Annotated in this window: 14 protein-coding genes; 8 read left to right on the forward strand and 6 right to left on the reverse strand. The window is 71.9% G+C overall.

The window, feature by feature from the left end; genetic code table 11:
- Window positions 1-3 precede the first annotated feature (3 nt).
- Entirely contained in the window at window positions 4-744 is a 741-nt protein-coding gene (locus tag DZA62_RS16125) for a class I SAM-dependent methyltransferase (protein ID WP_116949937.1), read from the forward strand.
- Here the strand turns inward: DZA62_RS16125 and DZA62_RS16130 are convergent.
- Together DZA62_RS16130 and DZA62_RS16135 are read right to left on the reverse strand one after the other, a co-directional pair.
- Entirely contained in the window at window positions 722-1,384 is a 663-nt protein-coding gene (locus DZA62_RS16130; RefSeq protein WP_116949938.1) for a GntR family transcriptional regulator, read from the reverse strand. The genes DZA62_RS16125 and DZA62_RS16130 overlap by 23 nt on opposite strands.
- A 51-nt stretch (window positions 1,385-1,435) precedes the next feature.
- On the reverse strand, window positions 1,436-2,761 hold the full coding sequence (locus DZA62_RS16135; protein ID WP_116949939.1) for an FAD-binding oxidoreductase: 1,326 nt from the start codon (window positions 2,759-2,761) through the stop codon (window positions 1,436-1,438).
- Between the two features lie 47 nt (window positions 2,762-2,808).
- Here DZA62_RS16135 and pdxR point away from each other — a divergent pair, with 47 nt between their 5' ends.
- The 3 genes from pdxR to DZA62_RS16150 all read left to right on the forward strand — a co-directional run bounded on the left by pdxR (window position 2,809) and on the right by DZA62_RS16150 (window position 5,701).
- The gene (pdxR, locus tag DZA62_RS16140) at window positions 2,809-4,221 is read left to right on the forward strand and encodes a MocR-like pyridoxine biosynthesis transcription factor PdxR (protein WP_116949940.1); all 1,413 of its coding nucleotides are present in this window, start codon (window positions 2,809-2,811) and stop codon (window positions 4,219-4,221) included.
- Window positions 4,222-4,586: 365 nt separating this feature from the next.
- Window positions 4,587-5,078: a MarR family winged helix-turn-helix transcriptional regulator gene (locus DZA62_RS16145; RefSeq protein WP_116949941.1), complete on the forward strand. Its 492-nt coding sequence runs from the start codon at window positions 4,587-4,589 to the stop codon at window positions 5,076-5,078.
- Window positions 5,075-5,701 (forward strand): hypothetical protein, encoded by a 627-nt coding sequence (locus DZA62_RS16150; protein WP_116949942.1) that lies wholly within the window; start codon window positions 5,075-5,077, stop codon window positions 5,699-5,701. The genes DZA62_RS16145 and DZA62_RS16150 overlap by 4 nt, the downstream gene beginning before the upstream one ends.
- Here DZA62_RS16150 and DZA62_RS16155 read toward each other — a convergent pair.
- From DZA62_RS16155 to DZA62_RS16170, 4 genes are all read right to left on the reverse strand, one after another.
- Window positions 5,691-6,677: an NAD(P)-dependent alcohol dehydrogenase gene (locus tag DZA62_RS16155; protein WP_116949943.1), complete on the reverse strand. Its 987-nt coding sequence runs from the start codon at window positions 6,675-6,677 to the stop codon at window positions 5,691-5,693. The two genes, DZA62_RS16150 and DZA62_RS16155, sit on opposite strands and share 11 nt — an antisense overlap.
- A gap of 99 nt (window positions 6,678-6,776) precedes the next feature.
- Complete coding sequence (locus DZA62_RS16160) at window positions 6,777-7,475, reverse strand: TetR/AcrR family transcriptional regulator C-terminal domain-containing protein (protein WP_116949944.1); 699 nt, start codon at window positions 7,473-7,475, stop codon at window positions 6,777-6,779.
- A 25-nt stretch (window positions 7,476-7,500) separates the two neighbouring features.
- Complete coding sequence (locus tag DZA62_RS16165; RefSeq protein ID WP_116949945.1) at window positions 7,501-7,857, reverse strand: hypothetical protein; 357 nt, start codon at window positions 7,855-7,857, stop codon at window positions 7,501-7,503.
- Between the two features lie 152 nt (window positions 7,858-8,009).
- Window positions 8,010-12,737 carry a CehA/McbA family metallohydrolase gene (locus tag DZA62_RS16170; RefSeq protein WP_116949946.1) on the reverse strand — a complete coding sequence of 1,576 codons (4,728 nt, stop codon included), beginning with the start codon at window positions 12,735-12,737 and terminating at the stop codon, window positions 8,010-8,012.
- A gap of 409 nt (window positions 12,738-13,146) precedes the next feature.
- Here DZA62_RS16170 and DZA62_RS16175 point away from each other — a divergent pair, with 409 nt between their 5' ends.
- From DZA62_RS16175 to DZA62_RS16190, 4 genes are read left to right on the forward strand one after another with little or no spacing between them, the layout of a single operon-like run.
- Window positions 13,147-14,349 carry a dipeptidase gene (locus DZA62_RS16175; protein ID WP_116950125.1) on the forward strand — a complete coding sequence of 401 codons (1,203 nt, stop codon included), beginning with the start codon at window positions 13,147-13,149 and terminating at the stop codon, window positions 14,347-14,349.
- A complete protein-coding gene (locus tag DZA62_RS16180; protein ID WP_198663840.1) occupies window positions 14,346-15,998 on the forward strand; it encodes an ABC transporter substrate-binding protein in 1,653 nt (550 codons plus the stop codon). The genes DZA62_RS16175 and DZA62_RS16180 overlap by 4 nt, the downstream gene beginning before the upstream one ends.
- Window positions 15,999-16,042: 44 nt before the next feature.
- Window positions 16,043-16,996 carry an ABC transporter permease gene (locus DZA62_RS16185; RefSeq protein WP_116949947.1) on the forward strand — a complete coding sequence of 318 codons (954 nt, stop codon included), beginning with the start codon at window positions 16,043-16,045 and terminating at the stop codon, window positions 16,994-16,996.
- Window positions 16,993-17,880 (forward strand): ABC transporter permease, encoded by an 888-nt coding sequence (locus DZA62_RS16190; protein ID WP_116949948.1) that lies wholly within the window; start codon window positions 16,993-16,995, stop codon window positions 17,878-17,880. The genes DZA62_RS16185 and DZA62_RS16190 overlap by 4 nt, the downstream gene beginning before the upstream one ends.

Raw genomic sequence — 17,880 nt, forward strand, 5'->3', positions numbered from 1 at the left:
GCCATGACCGAGGAATACCGGTTCTACGGTGACCTCGCCGGCTGGTGGCCACTGATCTCACCGCCGGACGAGTACGCCGAGGAGGCCGCGATCGCCGCCACGGCGCTGGAGTCCGCCGGCGTCCCCGTCCGCGACGTGCTCGAGCTGGGCAGCGGTGGCGGGCACAACGCCGTCCACCTGAAGCGGCGGTTCACGCTGACGCTGGTCGACCTGTCGCCGCGGATGCTCGAGGTGTCGCGCCGGCTCAACCCGGAGTGCGAGCACGTCGAGGGCGACATGCGCGAGCTGCGCCTGGGCCGCGCGTTCGACGCGGTGTTCGTGCACGACGCGGTCGACTACATGGTCACCGAGGACGACCTGCGCCGGACGGTGGAGACGGCGTTCGCGCACTGCCGGCCGGGCGGCGCGGCGGTGTTCGTCCCGGACCACACGGCGGAGACGTTCGAGGAGAGCACCGAGCACGGCGGGGCCGACGACGCCGACGGGCGCGGCGCGCGGTTCCTCGGCTGGACGTGGGATCCGGACCCGGACGACACCTGGGTGCGCACGGAGTACGTGCTGCTGCTGCGCGAGAGGGACGGCAGCACCGAGACCGTGCACGAGACGCACCGCACGGGCTGCTTCAGCCGCGACGTCTGGCACCGGCTGCTCGGCGGCGCCGGGTTCGAGCCGCTGCTGCTGACCCGCAGCGACGGCCCGGACGACCCGCCGCGCGACCTGTTCATCGGGCACCGTCCGGCCTGACCAGCGCCCGCTGGTACGCCACGGCAGAGCGGCGGACGTGCGCCCGCGACGCGCGTTCTGCCCGCACCGCGTCGCCGGTCGCGATGGCGGCCGTGATGGCCTCGTGCTCGCGCAGGGTCCGGGTGACCCCGCCGGACGGCCGGCCCGACCACGCGAGCCGGATCTGGCCGCTGAGGTTGTCCGTCACCCGGGCCAGCCGCTCGTTGCCGGACGCGTGCCAGATGGCCCGGTGGAACTCGACGTCGAGGTCGCGCAGGCCGGCGAGATCGCCGTCGATGCCGTGCTCGCGCTGCTTGACCAGCAGCGGGTGGAGGACGGTCCGGACGAACTCCCGGGCGGACGGCGACCGTGCCACCCGCCGCGCGGCGACGCCGTCGAGCATCTCGCGCAGTTCGTAGATCTCCAGCATCTCCCGCAGGCCGATCTCGGGCACGCGGAAACCGCGGTGCGGGATCGCGACGAGGAAGCCGTCGCGCTCCAGAGCGGCGAGCGCGGACTTGATCGGCGTGGCGGACAGCCCGAGCCGCTCGGACAGCAACCGCACGATCAGCTTCGTCCCGGGGGGCAGCTCACCGCCGACGATCATGGCGCGGATGTCGCTGTAGGCGGACTGCGCCAGGGTCCGCTCGTCGTTGGGCACAGGGCATCATGGCACCGGGTCCGGGCGCTGTGAACCCCTCGCCGCCGCCGTTCACGACGCCACGGCCGGCGCGATGTTGTGGTTGAGGTGGAAGACGTTCTCCGCGTCGTAGGCCGTCTTGACCGCGGTCAGCCGGTCCAGCTTCGCCGGACGGTACGCGCGGCGCACGCCGGCGGCGCCCTCGTCGCTGAGCGCGTTGACGTACGCGCCGCTGGAGAACGGCTCGACCGCGGCGGCGGTCCGGCGTGCGACGGCCATCCGCTCGGCGTCCTCGGCGGCGTCGCTCCACCGGGCGGCGGCGACGTACTCGAAGGCGGCGTCGCGCTGGCTGAACGCGGCGTCGTCGTCGGGGACGTCGGCGATGGCGCCGCCGTAGGCCTGCAGGCTGATCCCCATGTCGGCCGCGCCGTGCTCGACCATCGCGTCGATCGCCTCGTCCGGCAGGCCGCGCACGTAGTGGCCCTTCCAGTAGCGGCGGTACGCGTGCCCCTCCGGCGAGTCCTCGCGGGTCTGCAGGTCGACGTAGGACAGCTCGCCGACGTTCTCCGTCACGGGCACGCCCAGCGAACGCAGCCGCGGCAGCAGGTCCGCCGCGTGCTCCGTCGGGCCGGCCCACACGTACCCGACGGTGACCAGCCCGCGGCCCATCGACGCGGCGAAGGTGGCCTGACGGGGCGCGTCGGCGCTGAGGTCGCGCCAGCCGCGCAGCACCGCGGCGGCCTGGTCGAGCGGATAGGTCAGCTCGGCGACGTAGGCGCGGGTGCCGGTGGCGTGCAGCCGGAACTCGAACTCGGTGACGATGCCGAAGTTGCCGCCGCCGCCACGCAACGCCCAGAACAGCTCCGGGTGCTCGTCGCGCGTGACCCGCAGCCGCTCGCCGTCCGCTGTCACCAGCTCGTAGGAGACGACGTTGTCGCAGGTCAAGCCGTACTGACGGGCCAGCCAGCCCATACCGCCACCGAGAGTGAGGCCGCCGACGCCGGTGTGCGAGACGTTGCCGGCGGTGGTCGCCAGGCCGTGCCGCTGCGCCGCGACGTCCAGCGCGCCGAGCAGCGCGCCGCCCTGCACCCGGGCCCGCCGGGTGGCCGGGTCGACGGTGACCGCGGCCATCGGAGTGAGGTCGATCATCAGGCCGTCCTCGGGCACCGACATCCCCAGCACGCTGTGACCGCCGCACCGGACGCCGATCTCCAGGCCCAGGTCGCGGGCCAGGCGCACCGCGGCGGTGACGTCGTCCGAGCTCGCGCAGCGGACGATCATCCGCGGCCGGCGGTCCACCATGGCGTTCCAGACCGAGCGGGTGCGGTCGTAACCCTGGTCGCCCGGCAGGACCAGCCGGTCGCCGAGCCGCTCGCGAAGGTGTGCTGTCGTCGTCATGTGCCGAGCATCACAGTCCGGTGGACCGCGCGATAAGGTCCAATGACATGGCGGGACCCCGGACCAATTCCACCGGCGAGAGCCTGCTGGTCACGCTGGACCGCGGCAGCGGCGAGCCGCTGCACCGGCAGCTCGCGGCGGCCGTGCGCGACGGCGTCCGGTCCGGCCGGCTGCGCCGTGGCACCACTCTCCCGCCCACCCGCCGCCTCGCCGGCGAGCTGGGCGTGTCCCGCGGCGTCGTCGTCGAGGCGTACCAGCAACTGGTCGCCGAGGGCTATCTGACCAGCAGGACCGGCGGCTACACCGAGGTCGTGGCCGCGCCGGCGGCCCAGCGCGCGGCGGCCGCGCCGGCCACACAGCCGGCGCCCGCCGTCGACTTCGGCTACGGCCGCTACGACGTCGCGAACTTCCCGCGCGCCGCGTGGCTGCGGTCGATCCGCCGGGCCTACGCGCAGGCGCCGAACGAGCGGTTCGGGTACCTGTCCGGCCGCGGCGTGCCGGAGCTGCACGAGGCGCTGGCCGACTACCTCAACCGGGTCCGCGGCACGGCGGCGTTCCCGGACACCATCGTCATCAGCAACGGGTACGCGCAGGGCATCGCGCTGCTGGCCCAGGTGCTGGCCGCCCGCGGCGCCCGCCGCGTCGCCGTCGAGGACCCGTCAGCCGACGACGACCTGCGGCCGATGGCCCGCACCCTGGGCCTGGAGATCACGGGCGTGCCCGTCGACGACGACGGCATCCGCACCGACGCGTTCGACGGCCTCGACGCCGACGCACTGGTGCTGACCCCGACGCATCAGTGGCCCACGGGCGCCGTGCTGTCCGCACAGCGCCGGGCCGCCGTCCTGCGGTGGGCGGCCGAGCGGGGCGCGCTGGTGGTCGAGGACGACTACGACGCCGAGTACCGCTACGACCGCTCGCCGGTGGGCGCGATGCAGGGCCTGGCCCCGGACCTCGTCGCCTACTCGGGCACGGCCAGCAAGACGCTGGCGCCGGGGCTGCGTCTGGGCTGGCTGGTGCTGCCCCGGTCGTGGGTCGACGAGGTCGCCGAGGCGAAGCTGCTGGCCGACCGGGGCTCGCCGGTGCTCGACCAGCTGGCGTTCGCCGACTTCCTGGCGCACGGCGAGTTCGACCGGCACCTGCGCCGGATGCGGCCGGTGTACCGTCGCCGGCGCGACGTGCTGCTGGCGGCGCTCGCCGCCCAGCTGCCCGAACTGGAGCCGGCCGGCATCTCGGCCGGGTTGCACCTCGTCACCTGGCTGCCCGCCGACGTCGACGAGACGGCGCTGGTGGCGGCCGCTGCCCACCGTGGCGTGCGCGTGAATGGTGTCACACCGTACCGCCTTTCTCGGGCCGGACGAGGCGGTTTGATCTTCGGCTATTCGGCCCTGAACGAACGCGCAGTCGCGGACGGAGTCGCAAGGCTGGCCGCCGCGTTTGCGGAGCTGCGCCGGAGTTGATCTCCGCACCGCCCGCCCGTCGGCCACGGCGACCGGTCGTGATCACGGCCGGACCGAGATCCGCTGGTCGGGGACCCATCAGCGAGATTTTCTGGATCCAGATGCGCAAGACGGGGTCAATGGGTTAGTGTTGTTTGACGAGCCGCCCTGCCGTTTTGCCCCCCAAATTGGCAGGGTGGCCCTTTTTTGCCCGGAGTGCTTTCTCCGCGCCTCAAACCGCATCTCGCGGTGACTTCTGCCACACATTTTCCGGAGATTTCTCCCGGGCCCTCTTTTGGTCGTTTTGGTCACGCGCCGACCCGGCCGGGGGGCCACTTGCCGTGCGCTACCCTTGAAGCACCGACATAGTGAAGGTGCATCACGAAATGACGAGTCCGCAGAAACACACCGAGGCGCTCGGACGCATCCTCGAACTGGTGGTCGTCCTCAGCGACGACATGACCCGCTCGCTGGCGGCCCAGGGCCTCACCGACGCCCGTGCGCACCTGCTCTGGGAACTGCACCACCGCGGGCCGTCGACCCAGCGGGTGCTCGCCGACGCGCTGCGGGTCAGCCCGCGCAACATCACCGGGCTGGTCGACGCGCTGGTCGCCACGGACTTCGTCACCCGCGAACCGCACCCCACCGACCGCAGGGCCACGCTGGTCACGTTCACCGAGCACGGCGCCGCCATCACCACCGCCATGGAGCGCGACCAGCACGAGTTCGCCCGCATCCTCTTCGCCGACATGCCCGACGACCGCCTGGCCGCGCTGGTCGACGGGCTCGACGACGTGCTGGCGCGGCTGCGGGCGCACGGCGTCTCGATCGACGCCGCCCGCGACGACACCGACCCCGAGAGCGAGGCCGGACGATGACCGACACGACCAGGACCGGTGGCGCCACCCTCTTCCAGAAGGCCGCCGCCTTCGAGTCGGGCGTGTGGCGCAGCCTCTACATCTGGCTGGCCCGGCGCCCGCGGGTGCCCGAGCCGGGCGCGAGGCCGTTCGGCTACTACGAACCGGTGTCGCTGATCATCTGGGTGTTCATCATCGGGTCGGCGATCGAGGTGGTGGTCGTCCACTTCATCATCCCGTGGCCGGTCGTGCAGATCATCGCGCTGGTCCTCGGCCTGTGGGGGCTGATCTGGATGATCGGCTACGCCGCCGCGCTGCGCGTACACCCGCACGCCGTCGGCCCGACCGGCCTGTGGGTACGCAACGGGTCCACGGTCGACGTCGCGCTGCGCTGGTCCGACATCGACGCGATCCGCATCCAGAAGCGCACGCTGCCGGAGTCGAGAACCGTGCAGGTGGCCGACGGCGACGACGGCGCCGTCCTGCAGGTCGCGGTGTCCAGCCAGCTCAACGTGCACCTCGTGCTGTTCGAGGCGGTGACCGTCGAGCTGCTGGACGGCCCGGTGACCTTCACCGAGCTGCGCTTCTACGCCGACGACCCGAAGGGGCTGGTCGTCCTGGCGCGCGAGCAGCTCAGAGCGTGACCACGATCTTCCCGCGGGCGCGGCCCTCCTCGGAGTACCGCAGCGCCTCCGGGAGCTCGGCGAACGGGTAGCCGCGGTCGATGACGGGGACCACCCGGCCGTCGTCGAGGTACTCCGTCAGCGTCAGCAGGTCGGCCCGCCGGTTTCCGCTGCCGACGACGTCGGTCATCGTCATCCGCTGCGACACGAACGGGTTCAGCGCCAGGGCGCCGAACGCGTGCCCGGCCGGCTGCACCCAGCGCCCGGCCGGCCCGCCCACGACGACCAGCGTGCCGTCATGCGTGAGGATCCGCCGGAACGCCCACGCCGAGTGCCCGCCGGCGGCGTCGACGACGAGGTCGAAGCTGCGCTCGTCACGCGTGACGTCGGCGCCGGTGCGATCGACGACGTCGGTGGCGCCGATGCCCCGGACCAGATCGGCGTTCCGGCCGCTGCACACGCCGGTGACTTCGGCGCCCATCGCCACGGCCAACTGGACGGCGAAGGTGCCCACCCCGCCGGAGGCGCCGTTGACCAGCACCCGCTGCCCGGACCGCACCCGGCCGTCGTCGCGGACCGCCAGCAGCGCCGTGATGCCCGCCAGCGGGACCGCGGCCGCCTGCTCGAACGACAGCGTGCGCGGCAGCGGCGCGAGATCGGCCGCCTTCACGCAGGTGTACTCGGCGAAGCCGCCGCCGGCGACCAGCGCGAACACCCCGTCACCGGGCGCGAAGCCGGTGACGTCGCGGCCGACGGCGGCCACCTCGCCGGCGACGTCGGCGCCGAGGATCTCGATGCCCGGCCGGCGCAGCCCGAGCGTGCCCGGCATCACCCGCGACAGCCGTGGCTCGCCGCGGACGTGGTGCCAGTCGTAGGGCTGCGCCGACGTGGCGCGGACCCGGACCAGCACCTCGTCGTCGCCCGGGACCGGCGTCGGGACGTCGGCCAGCTCGAGGTCGGCGGGTGAACCGTACGAACGCATGACGAACGCCTTCATCGCACTCTCTCCTGACCTGGGATTCTTACGATGTAAGGTAACCGTACGTCGTAAGGTAGCGGCGCACCGCACGGCTGTAAAGACCCCGCGGGGCGGTTGTCAGGAGGAGCGTTCGCGCAGCCGGTCGAGGCCGTCGAGGAGGAGGTCGAGTCCGAACTCGAACTCCGACTGGTCGTCGCACCAGCCCAGGGTGGAGTCGGGGTCGTCGTGCGCGATCTCCGACAGCATGCCGACCAGGTGCGGCAGGCGGTCGGCGAACCCGGCCAGCTCCTCGGGCGAGCCGGAGCCGTCGCCCGGGTCGAACAGCTCCTGGCTGAAGCCGAGCGCCCGGCTGCCCAGCGCGTGCAGCGCATGGTGGGCGAGGTCGTAGGAGAAGCCGCCGTCGCGCATCAGGCCGAGCAGGCGGTCGTGATAGCGCAGGATCTCCGGGCTCATCGCGGCGCGTGTCTCGAGGACGGACGGCGCCCAGGGGTGGCGCAGCAGCACCTCGCGGGCGGCGAGGATGCGGCGGCGGACGGCGTTCTTCCACCGTGCGCCCGCCGACGGCACGTCCAGCGCGTCGACCACCTCGTTGATCTCGCGCGCGACGACGTCGGCGATGCCCTCGAGGACCTCGTCCTTGTTGGCCACGTGGTAGTAGAGCGACATGGCCTCGGCCCCGAGCTCCTCGGCCAGCCGGCGCATGGTCAGCGCTCCGATGCCGCCGTCGTCGGCGATGCGGACGGCAGCCCTCAGCACCCGGTCGCGGCTCAGCGGGGCTCGGACCGGACCCGCCTCGGCATCGGCCGCCACGTGCATCACCTCGGCTGGCCATCGTACAAGGTCAGGCCCGCTCCTCGTCGGCCGCCGCGGGCCGCACGACGGCGACGGAGATGGCGCGGCAGCCACCGGCCAGCGCCAGCCCGAGCCCGGCCGCGAGCAGCGGCAGCCCGACGCCGAACGGCATGCCGGCCAGGTAGTTGATCGCCGACCCCTCACTGACGTGGGAGAAGCTCGCCGCGACGACGGCCAGGGCGAGGACACCCGCGCCCACCACGCCGACGAGCGCCCACGTGGCGGCGGACACGCTGCGCCCCGCCCACGGGCCGCCCACGACCGCGACCGCCAGGAAGCCTGGCGTCAGCAGTGTCCAGCCGCCGCCGCTGCTGAGGCTGGCGTAGGCCCACCCCGAGTAGACCACGAGTACCCGTCCTGGCGGAATCAGGGCAGCAGGTACCCGGCGACGGCGACCAGCGAACCGGCCAGCACCGCGGCGTCGGGCACCGGGCGCAGACTCTCCTCGGACTCCATGGAGCCGCAGCGTAGCCGCGCCCGGCGAACACCAGGTGAGCGTTACCCGGCGTCCACCACCGCGAGCACGGGCCGGCCCTTGGCGGCGTCGAACCGCCAGACGGAGGCGAAGTCCCAGCCCATGGCCTCGTATGTCGCCTGGCCGGCGGCCTGCGCGGCGGTCACGGTCGCGCCGTTCAGGGTGTCCGGGCCGGTCGCGGGCACCGACTGGGTCTGCGCGGCCACCGTCTCCGACGCGGCGTTGCCGATCAGCGTCGCCGTGTTGCCGGCCAGCACGCGGGCGACGACGCGGTGGGCGTAGCCGGAGGCGACGACCCGCGAGTTGAGCGCCATGCTGTCCCGCAGCGTCGTGCCGGTGTAGGCGTAGCCGCTGACGCCGCCCGCGTTGGCGTCGCCGACCACTTCGACGTGGCCGGTGGCGTAGGTGCGCTCGGTCAGCGAGCCGACGCCGGTGATGCCTGCGACCCCGCCGGCCTGACGCCCCGCGACGGCGTAGACGGAGGCGGTCGAGTAGCTGTCGCGCAGCTGCCCGTACGAGTACCCGACGACGCCGCCGACGGTGGAGCCGCCGACCACCAGGCCGGACGTCGTGACCCGCTCGACGACGCCGTGGCTGGTGTTGGCCAGAATGCCGACGTTCGCCGCGACGGTCTCGACCGCCGCACCGTCCACGGCCAGGTCGTGCACCCGCCCACCCACCGCCACCAGCGGGAACAACCCACCCGACGGTGAGGTGAAGCCGGCCAGCCGGTGCCCCGCCCCGTCGAGTTCGCCGGAGAACCCGGTCCGCGCGACGGTGAGCCCGGGGTGCCCGCTCAGATCGAGGTCCGCCGTCAGCCGGAACCGCTGGTCCGGGAACACGGTGAGCTGCGCGAGGTCGGCGGCGGACGACACCAGGTACGCGCCGTCGGCGTCCCGGGGCAGCGACGGCGCGCCCGGCTCCCCGGTGCCGGGCGGCACGTCCTCCGGGACGGCACGCAGCACCGGGCGACGCCCGTCGGTGGACCAGGTCCAGACGGTGTCGAGGTCCCAGCCGAGCGTGTCGCGGTAGAACGCCGGGTCCTGGGCTTGCACGGCCGTCGCCGTGGCGCCCGCGAGGTTGTCCGCGGCCGGCGGATCGAGGACCGCCGGCACCTGCGCGACCAGGCCCTCGGCCGCCCAGTTGTTCGACAGGCTCGCGGTGTTGCCGGCCAGCACGCGGCCGAGCACACGGTGCGCGTAGCTCGGCGCCGTGACCGAGGCGTTCAGCGCGACCGAATCGCGCAGCACCGTGCCGGTGTAGCCGTAGCCCGCGACGCCGCCGGCGTTCCGGGTCGTCGCACCCACCGGCCCGGACGCGTAGACCCGCTCCGTCGTCGACCCGGCCAGCACGACGCCCGCCACGCCGCCGGCCTCGGTGCCGTAGCTCTGCACGCGCGCCGTGGAGTACGCGTCGCGCAGCACCCCCGCGTTGTCGCCGACGACGCCGCCGGCCCGCGAGCCGGCCGTCACCAGGCCGGTCGTGTAGACCCGCTCGACGGTCCCGGTGTTCGTGTCGGCCAGGATGCCGGCCCGCGCGGTCGCGGTGGCGACGTCGGCGCCCACGATCGCGAGGTCGTGCACGGTGCCCGTGTTGACGCCGATCAGCCCGCCGGTCACGCTGGTGAACCCGCTCAGCGTGTGCCCGGCGCCGTCCAGCGCCCCGCTGAAGGCCTCGATCCGCGAGACCGCGGCGCCGGCCAGGTCGAGGTCGGCGGCCAGCCGGTACGAGGCGGCCGGGGCGGTCGCCACCTTGCCGAGGTCGTCGGCGGAGTCCAGCAGGTACGGGTCGTCGGTGGTGCCGGAGCCGGCGAGGCCCTCCTGCAGGACCAGCGCCGGCCGCAGCTCCTCGCGCTTGCGCGGACTGTCCCAGAAGTGCACCTTCACGGTGTCGCGCGGGCCGGCCGTCAGCGGCGGGTCGAACGCCACCCACTGCTCCGCGCCACGCTCGTCCAGGTCCACCTCGACGAGGCGCGTGCCGGTCACCTCGCCGGTGGCGTCCGCGCGGACCGCCTCGACGGTGACCGAGCGCGGCGCGCCCGGGTGGCTGATCAGCCCGACCCCGTCGAGGCCGGCGTGGCTCACGTCCCACGAGCCCGACGGCCGCGCCAGCACGGCCTCGTCGACCAGCCGGCCGTCGACGGTGTACGTCGCCAGCTCGAGGCCGCGGCGGGTCACCCGCAGCGCCGTGCCCATCTGGGTGTCCTCGTCGTCGACGACACCGGTCCACGGCTTCTCGGTCGCGGCGCCGAACGACGGGCCGGCCGGGCCGAGCGTCAGGAACGTCGTCCCGCCCACGACGGTGCGCGCGTAGACGTCGTCGTGGCCGCCGACGTACACGTCGATACCGAGCCGCTGGAACAGCGCGGCGACCTCCTGCCGCCGCTCGTTCTGGCCGGGACGGTCCGCACCGGCCGTGCCGAAGAACGACTCGTGCCCGACGACGACGTTCCACGGCCGGCCGGCGGCGTGGATGTCGTCGACCAGCCAGTCCAGCTGGGCGTCCAGGTCGTGGACGGTGTTCAGCACGACCACGTGCACGTCGCCGCGGTCGAACGAGTAGGCCGTCTCGCCGATCGGGCCGCCGCCGGGCAGGGCGTACATGCTGGACGTGATGGCGTTGCGGTCCGGCGAGACCAGGTTGTACTCCAGGTCGCCGTCGCTCTCGGTGTCGCCGACGACCGGCGCGACCTGCAGGTCCAGGCCGGCGTAGACGTGGTCGAAGACGTCCTCCCAGTACTCGCGGTGGACGCCGCGGGCCACCAGGTCTCCGGTCTGCACGACGGTGTCGCCGCCCGGCACCTGCTCGCGGACGGCGTCCAGCGCGCCGCGCCACAGCCCCAGGTCCTCCGGCGACCGGGACGTCGCGGCGAGGTCGCCGAGCAGGTAGATCGGCCGGTTCTGCCCGCCGCCGGCCAGGAACGACCCCTGCACCTCCGACCAGGCCGCCTCGTCCTGGGCCCGCGGGGCGGCGCCGTCGACCGCGACGCCGAGGCGGTATTCGTAGCGGGTGGTGTCGCGCAGCCCGGTCAGCTCGAACTCGTGGCTGCGCAGCGGCTGCCCGGTCACGGTGTCCTGGTAGACGTCGCCCGGCTTGCCGATCGTGTTCAGCTCGTACGTCGTGTCGTCGGTGGACGTCAGCACCGGGGCGCTGCGCCAGGTGCGGTGGCCGGCCGGGCGGACCTGGGCGTACACCGTGGCGACGGTCGCGTCGGTGGAGACGGCGAGGCCGGCGGTCCCGGGCTCTGCGCCGACCGTGGCGACGCTGCCGAAGTACCGGAACACGCCGCTCGGGTCGGCGCCGTTCTGGTCGACCGGCAGGCGGATCAGTTCCGCGCCGACGTTGCCGGCGCCGTCGGTCGCCTTCACGACGACGACGTGGTCGGAGTAGGACCGGACGGCGAAGGCGCCACCGGAGACCGGCACCAGGCCGTTGTCGTCCCACACCTCGTAGGTGACGGCGGGCGCCTCACCGCTGTCGTCGGTCGTGGTCACCGCGGGCAGCGTGACGGTGTCGCCATAGGCCACCGTCGTGGGCGCGGCCGGGTCGATCTCGATCACCGGCGCGTAGTCGGCGCCGCGGGTGGTCTCGCCCACCCAGACCGGCGCGGACACGACGACGTCGCCGTCGGCCTGGGTGGCCACGACGTAGAAGTAGTCGCCGTCGGCGGCCGGCAGCTCCCGCGTCACGCGGACCGAGCGGCCGGACACCGCGGGCGCCTCGTAGGCCAAGGCACCGCCGTTGGTGCGGACGAGCACCGACGTGAACGCGTCGCCGCCGTCGGGGTCGGCGAGCCCGATGTCCAGCGCGACGCTGGAGGTGCCGGCCGGCAGGATCGAGCCCATCAGCTGCCCGTCGGCGCCGAACTCGAGGACGGTGTTCTGGTCCTGGGTCGAGTACAGGCTGCGCTCGCGCATCGCCCGGTAGACGCCGTCGCGGCTCTTCTCCGCGGCCCAGACGCCGGTGATCGACTCGTCGCCGGTCACCCAGTTCGCGCCGTGCTCGTCGCCGTTCCACACCGGCGCCAGATGCCAGCCCTTGTCCAGGGCGATCTGGAACTGGGCCAGGTTGGTCGCGTTCTTCACCTCGATCAGGTCGATGCGATCGTCGACCTCCGGGTCCAGGTGGGCGAACGCGGCGAAGTCACCCTTCCCTGCCGGGTCCGGGTGGTTGAACTGCGCGATCGCCTCGGCGTCCTGCTTCAGCCGCGCGTAGAACGTCGGCAGGTCGTACTTGAGGTCGCCGGTGGCCGCGCCGAAGGACAGCGAGTCGCCTTCGCTTCGCGCAGTCGTGAACCAGTCGGTGTTGAACAGGTTCATGTGGCCGGAGGTGTCGTACCAGGTGATCTCCTCGGCCGGGAGCGTCACCAGGTCGTCCTGCTCGGCGTTGAAGGCGTCGGACTCCTCGTGCAGGTAGCGCCACTCCTCGGACACGGCGTCTCGCCAGTCGGTGGTGAAGTCGTCGCTGTTGCGCCGGTCGTAGAGAACGTCGTGCTCGGACACCGTGAAGAAGTCGGCGTCACTGTTCGCGGCGACGTGCTCGAACGCGTCGCGCGGGGTCTCGACGCCGTCGCTGACCTCGGTGTGCGCATGGAACTCGCCCGTGTACCAGGTGCGGCCGAGGTAGGTCGGACGGTCCTCCGCCGCGGCCGCCGGACCCGGTGGCAGCACCGGCAGAGCCGCCGCCGAGACGGCGAGGACGGCGAGCGCGGGAGCCAACCGGACATGGACGGATCGGGCGGTGAGCGACACCTGCGACTCCTCTGGACGGACGGCGCGAATCGGCGCGAAGCCGTCAGCCACCGTGCCCAGCCCACATGACCGGCGCCCGGTGCCCGAGGCGACGGGAGGTGACGACGCGGTGAACTACCGGCCGGTAGACCTCCCGGCCGACAGTGATCAAACACGCCTCACACGTGACCGAATTGTGGACTCACGTTTCCTTCTCGTAACGATTCCGCCATGTCGAGCGCCGGCCGGAACACGATCATCGACCACTCGTCCTCCGACGAAACCCCAGCTCAGGCGGTACGAATCAGTCGAAACAGCGCACCGGAAATCATCACCGAGATCTTTTTCGATCGCCTCGTGCGCAACTCAAGAGGTCCAACCTCTCGTTATGGTGTGCCATCAATAGAGGTTGGACCACTTGGAGATGCCGATGCAGAAACCGAGCGCGCGCTACCGGGGCTACCGCAGCTTCGACTACCTCGAGCCGCACACCGACTACCGCGTGTTCGACCTCGCCCAGGAGATCGGCCGCGTGCCGGCGTACGACGTCGGGCTGGACGAGGAGCAGGCGCGACGCGTGACCGAGATCCTCGGCCGCGAGCACGTCATCTCCCTGCACGAGCACCCGAAGATCCTCACCACCGACCCGTCGCTGCTGAAGGAGTACAACGGCACCGGCCGCAACGCGTTCGGGTTCGAGGGGATCGCCCGGTCGGGCATGACCGCGTTCTTCGACAACTTCATGAACGGCACCAACACCGTGACGTCGGAGCACGGCTGGAAGTGGAACGACGTCATCTTCGACCTCGGTCTGCGCTTCGCCGACGTCGCGCAGCAGAACCACGTCGTCCTCGCGCGCACCGTCGCCGACCTGGAGAAGGCCAAGGCCGACGGGCGCATCGCGCTGGTCGCCGGCCTCGAGGCGGCGACGATGATCGAGAACGAGCTGGACCGGCTCGACGTCCTCTACGGCCTCGGCGTACGACAGATGGGCATCGCCTACTCGATGGCCAACCAGCTCGGGGCCGGCCTGGCCGAGCCGCAGGACGGCGGGCTGACGTTGTTCGGCGGCCGCGCGGTCGAGCGGATGAACAAGCTCGGCATCGCCATCGACGTCTCGCACTCGTCGGACCGCACCAGCCGCGACGTCATCGACCGCTCATCGGTGCCGGTGTTCATCACGCACGCCGGTGCGCGGACGGTCTGGCCGACCAACCGGATGAAGCCCGACGACGTCATCGTCGCCTGCGCCGAGCGCGGCGGGGTCATCGGCATCGAGGCGGCGCCGCACACGACGCTGTCCGAGCAGCATCCGGAGCACTCGCTGGAGTCGGTCATGGACCACTTCCAGTACTGCGTCGACCTGGTCGGCATCGACCACGTCGCGTTCGGGCCCGACACCAACTTCGGCGACCACGTCGGGCTGCACGACTCCTTCACCGGGCACCTCAGCATCGCCGGCGCGCACGGGCACGTGGACCACCCGCGGGTCCCGTACGTCGCCGGCGTCGAGAACCCGGCGGAGAACTTCACCAACATCGTCGGCTGGCTGGTCAAGCACGGCTGGTCCGACGACGACATCAGCAAGGTCATCGGTCTGAACATCCTGCGTGTACTCAAGGAGGTCTGGTGAAGGGCACGATCGGACGCATCCGCAAGGCCGGCGCGGCACTCGCCGTCGCGGCACTCGTCGCGACCGCGGGCTGCTCGCTCAACGAGGGTGGTGATTCCACCAGCGGCTCGGGCAGCACGGACGGCTCGGGCGAGCAGGCCGGCGGCGCGACGCTGCGCATCGGCACGACGACGGACATGGAGAACTTCAACCCGCTGCAGTCGCTGTCGAAGACGGACAGCTGGATCCTCAACGCGACCTACCCGACGCTCCTGCGCATCGACGGCAACGCGCAGAAGGTGCCGGAGCTGGCCGAGGAGTACACCACCGAGGCCGACGGCAGTGTCGTCGTGTTCCACCTGCGCGACGACTTCGAGTGGTCCGACGGCACCCCGGTGACCGCGAACGACGTCGCGTTCACCGCCCAGGCGATCATGGACTACCAGCTGGGCAACGTCGCGGCGAAGCTCACCTGGGTCACCGACATCGAGGTCCGCGACGACCAGACCGTCGCGTTCACGCTGAGCGAGCCGTACGCGCCGTTCGCCGAGGGTCTCGGGTTCTGGATGCGGATCGTGCCCGAGCACATCTTCGGCGAGGCCGGCGACCTCTCGCAGTTCGCCAACGACTCCGACTGGGTCGGCGCCGGCGCGTACATCCTCGACTCCGCCACCAAGGGCCAGCGGTACACCCTGAAGGCGAACGAGAACTACCCGTACGCCCCCGAGGGCGGCGCCGCCGTCGAGACCGTCGAGTACGTCGTCTACCCCGACGTCAACACGATGATCCTGGCGCTGCGCAACGGCGACATCGACCTCATGGGCACGCCGGTCCCGGTGTCCGCGGTGGCGTCGCTGGAGAGCGAGGACAACATCGAGGTCGAGACCGTCGGGTCGCTCGGCTTCGCGCACCTCACCTACAACATGCAGAACCCGGTGCTGGCCGACCAGACGGTCCGGCAGGCGCTGTCGATGGTCGTCGACACGGAGTCGATCATCGAGACGATCCTGCAGGGCGACGGCCAGCAGATGGTCGGCCCGATCTCGCCGACCTTCGCCGACTACGACAACACCGACCTGGAGCCGTACCCGTTCGACCCGGCCGGCGCCCGCGCGCTGCTGGAGGGCGCCGGCTACGCCGACGCCAACGGCGACGGCATCCTGGACGACCTGTCCTTCGAGATGGTCTGCGACCAGTCCAACGCCAACCTCACCCGGGTGGCCGAGGTGGTCCGCGACAACGCGGCCGAGGCCGGCATCCAGATCGACCTGGCCTGCATCGAGCGCAACACCTTCCTCAGCCGGACCCGCGGCGGCGAGTACGACATCGACCTGTCGCAGTGGGGCGTCTTCGACAACCCGATGGACCAGCTGCGCAGCACCTACCTGTCGTCCAACCCGGGCGGGATCAACTACAACCTGGTCGCCGACCCGGAGCTCGACGCCCTGGTGAACGACGCCGCGGTGACGGCCGACACCGAGCAGTTCGTGGAGAAGATCAAGGGCATCGACGCCTACGTGCACGACCAGGCGCTGCTGACCCCGCTGTACGTGGAGAACTTCCGCTTCGCGTACCGCGCCGACCGGTTCACCGGCTTCGACCCGTCGCCGTCGGACCTGCTCGGCATGGTCACCGGCTACTCGTTGTCCCAGGTCACGACGGTCGACTGACCGACCGGCCCAGTCCACACATCCGGGAGGGTGGGTAGCACACCGTGTTGAGGTATGCCGCGAGTCGGCTGTTCCGCGCGATCCTGACCATCTGGATCGCCGTGACGGTGACGTTCTTCCTGCTGCGGCTGCTGCCGGCGGACCCCACCCTCCTGGTGGTGGAGGGCGACATGACTCCGGAGATGCAGGACGCGCTCCGGAGTCAGTACGGCCTGGACAAGCCGATCCTCCAGCAGTACGTGCTCTACCTGGGCCAGCTGGTCCAGGGCAACCTCGGCGTCTCGTTCCGGCAGCTGATCCCGGTCAGCGACCTCCTGCTGAACCGGCTGCCGTGGACCCTGCTCCTCGCCGGCTCGGCGTTCGTCCTGACGCTGCTGATCGGCATCCCGCTGGGCGTCAAGGCCGCCGTCGGGCGCGGCGGCATGGTCGACCGCGCCGTGCAGTTCTTCGGCATCACGTCGAACGCGCTGTTCATCCCCAGCGTCGCGATCCTGCTGCTGGTCGTGTTCGGGTCGAACCTCGGCTGGTTCCCGATCGGTCAGGCCATCGACCCGGACACGCGCGGGCTCGCGGCGTACGGCTCGCTGCTGCACCATCTGGCGCTGCCGCTGTTCTCACTGGTGCTGGTCCAGCTCGGACCGTACGCGCTGACGCTGAGGACGAACATGGTCGAGGTGCTCGGCGAGGACTACATCACCAGCGCCCGGTCCCGCGGGCTCACCCACCGCCGGGTGGTGTGGCGCCACGCGCTGCGCAACGCGGTGCTGCCGGCACTGATGCTGATGGGCCTGCAGCTCGGGACCCTGATCGGCGGCGCCGTGCTGACCGAGACGGTGTTCGCCTACCCGGGCGTCGGCCGGCTGATCTTCGAGTCGGTGCAGCAGCTGGACTTCCCGGTGCTGCAGGGCGCCTTCGTCATCCTCGCGGTGACCGTCGTGCTGGCCAATCTGCTCACCGACCTGCTCTCGATGGTTCTCAACCCAAGGATCCGCACATGAGCACCGAGCCGCAGCCCCTCAAGGTCGATACCCCCGCGGCGGCGCTGACCAGCGCCAGGCGCCGTCGCTCGGGAGGGTTCTTCTCCGCGCCGTCGGGATGGCTGTCCGTCGGCGTGCTGGGCCTGTTCGCGGTCGTCGCGATCTTCGGGCCGATGGTCGTGGACTCCCCCAGCGGCCTGGGCACCGACATCCTGCAGTCACCGTCCGGCGCCCACTGGTTCGGCACCGACGACCTCGGCCAGGACGTCTTCGCCCAGGTCGTCTGGGGCACCCGCATCAGCCTCCTGGTCGGCGCCGTCGCGTCGCTGATCGCGATCTGCATCGGCACCCTGCTGGGCCTGGCCGCGGCCTACGTGAAGCGGCTGGACCCGGTGGTCACCACGGCCACCGACGTCATGCTGTCGCTGCCGATGCTGCCGCTGATGATCCTGGTGACCGCGCTGGCCGGGCCGAGCGTCCTCACGCTGATCACCGTCATCGGGCTGCTGTCCTGGCCCGAGGTGACCCGGATGATCCGGGCGAACGGCCTGGTCGTGGCCGCGATGCCCTACATCGACGGCGCCCGGGTGCTCGGCGCCGGCGCGACCCGGATCATCTCCCGCGAGATCCTGCCCGCGGTCATGCCGCTGGTCGTGGTCAACGTGCTGCTCACCGCCGCCCGCGCCGTCATCGCCGAGGCGGGCCTGTCGTTCCTCGGCATGGGCGATCCCTCGTCGTGGTCGTGGGGTCGCATCCTGCTCAACGCGCAGCGCTCCGGCACCATCGCGTCGGCCTGGTGGCAGACGCTGTTCCCGTCGCTGGCGATCCTGCTGCTCGTACTGGCCGCGACCATCGCCGGCATCCGCTACAACGACTCGCGCGACCCGCGCACCCGAGGAGTGTGA

The sequence above is a fragment of the Jiangella endophytica genome (genome assembly GCF_003427025.1).
GTDB classification, from domain to species: domain Bacteria; phylum Actinomycetota; class Actinomycetes; order Jiangellales; family Jiangellaceae; genus Jiangella; species Jiangella endophytica.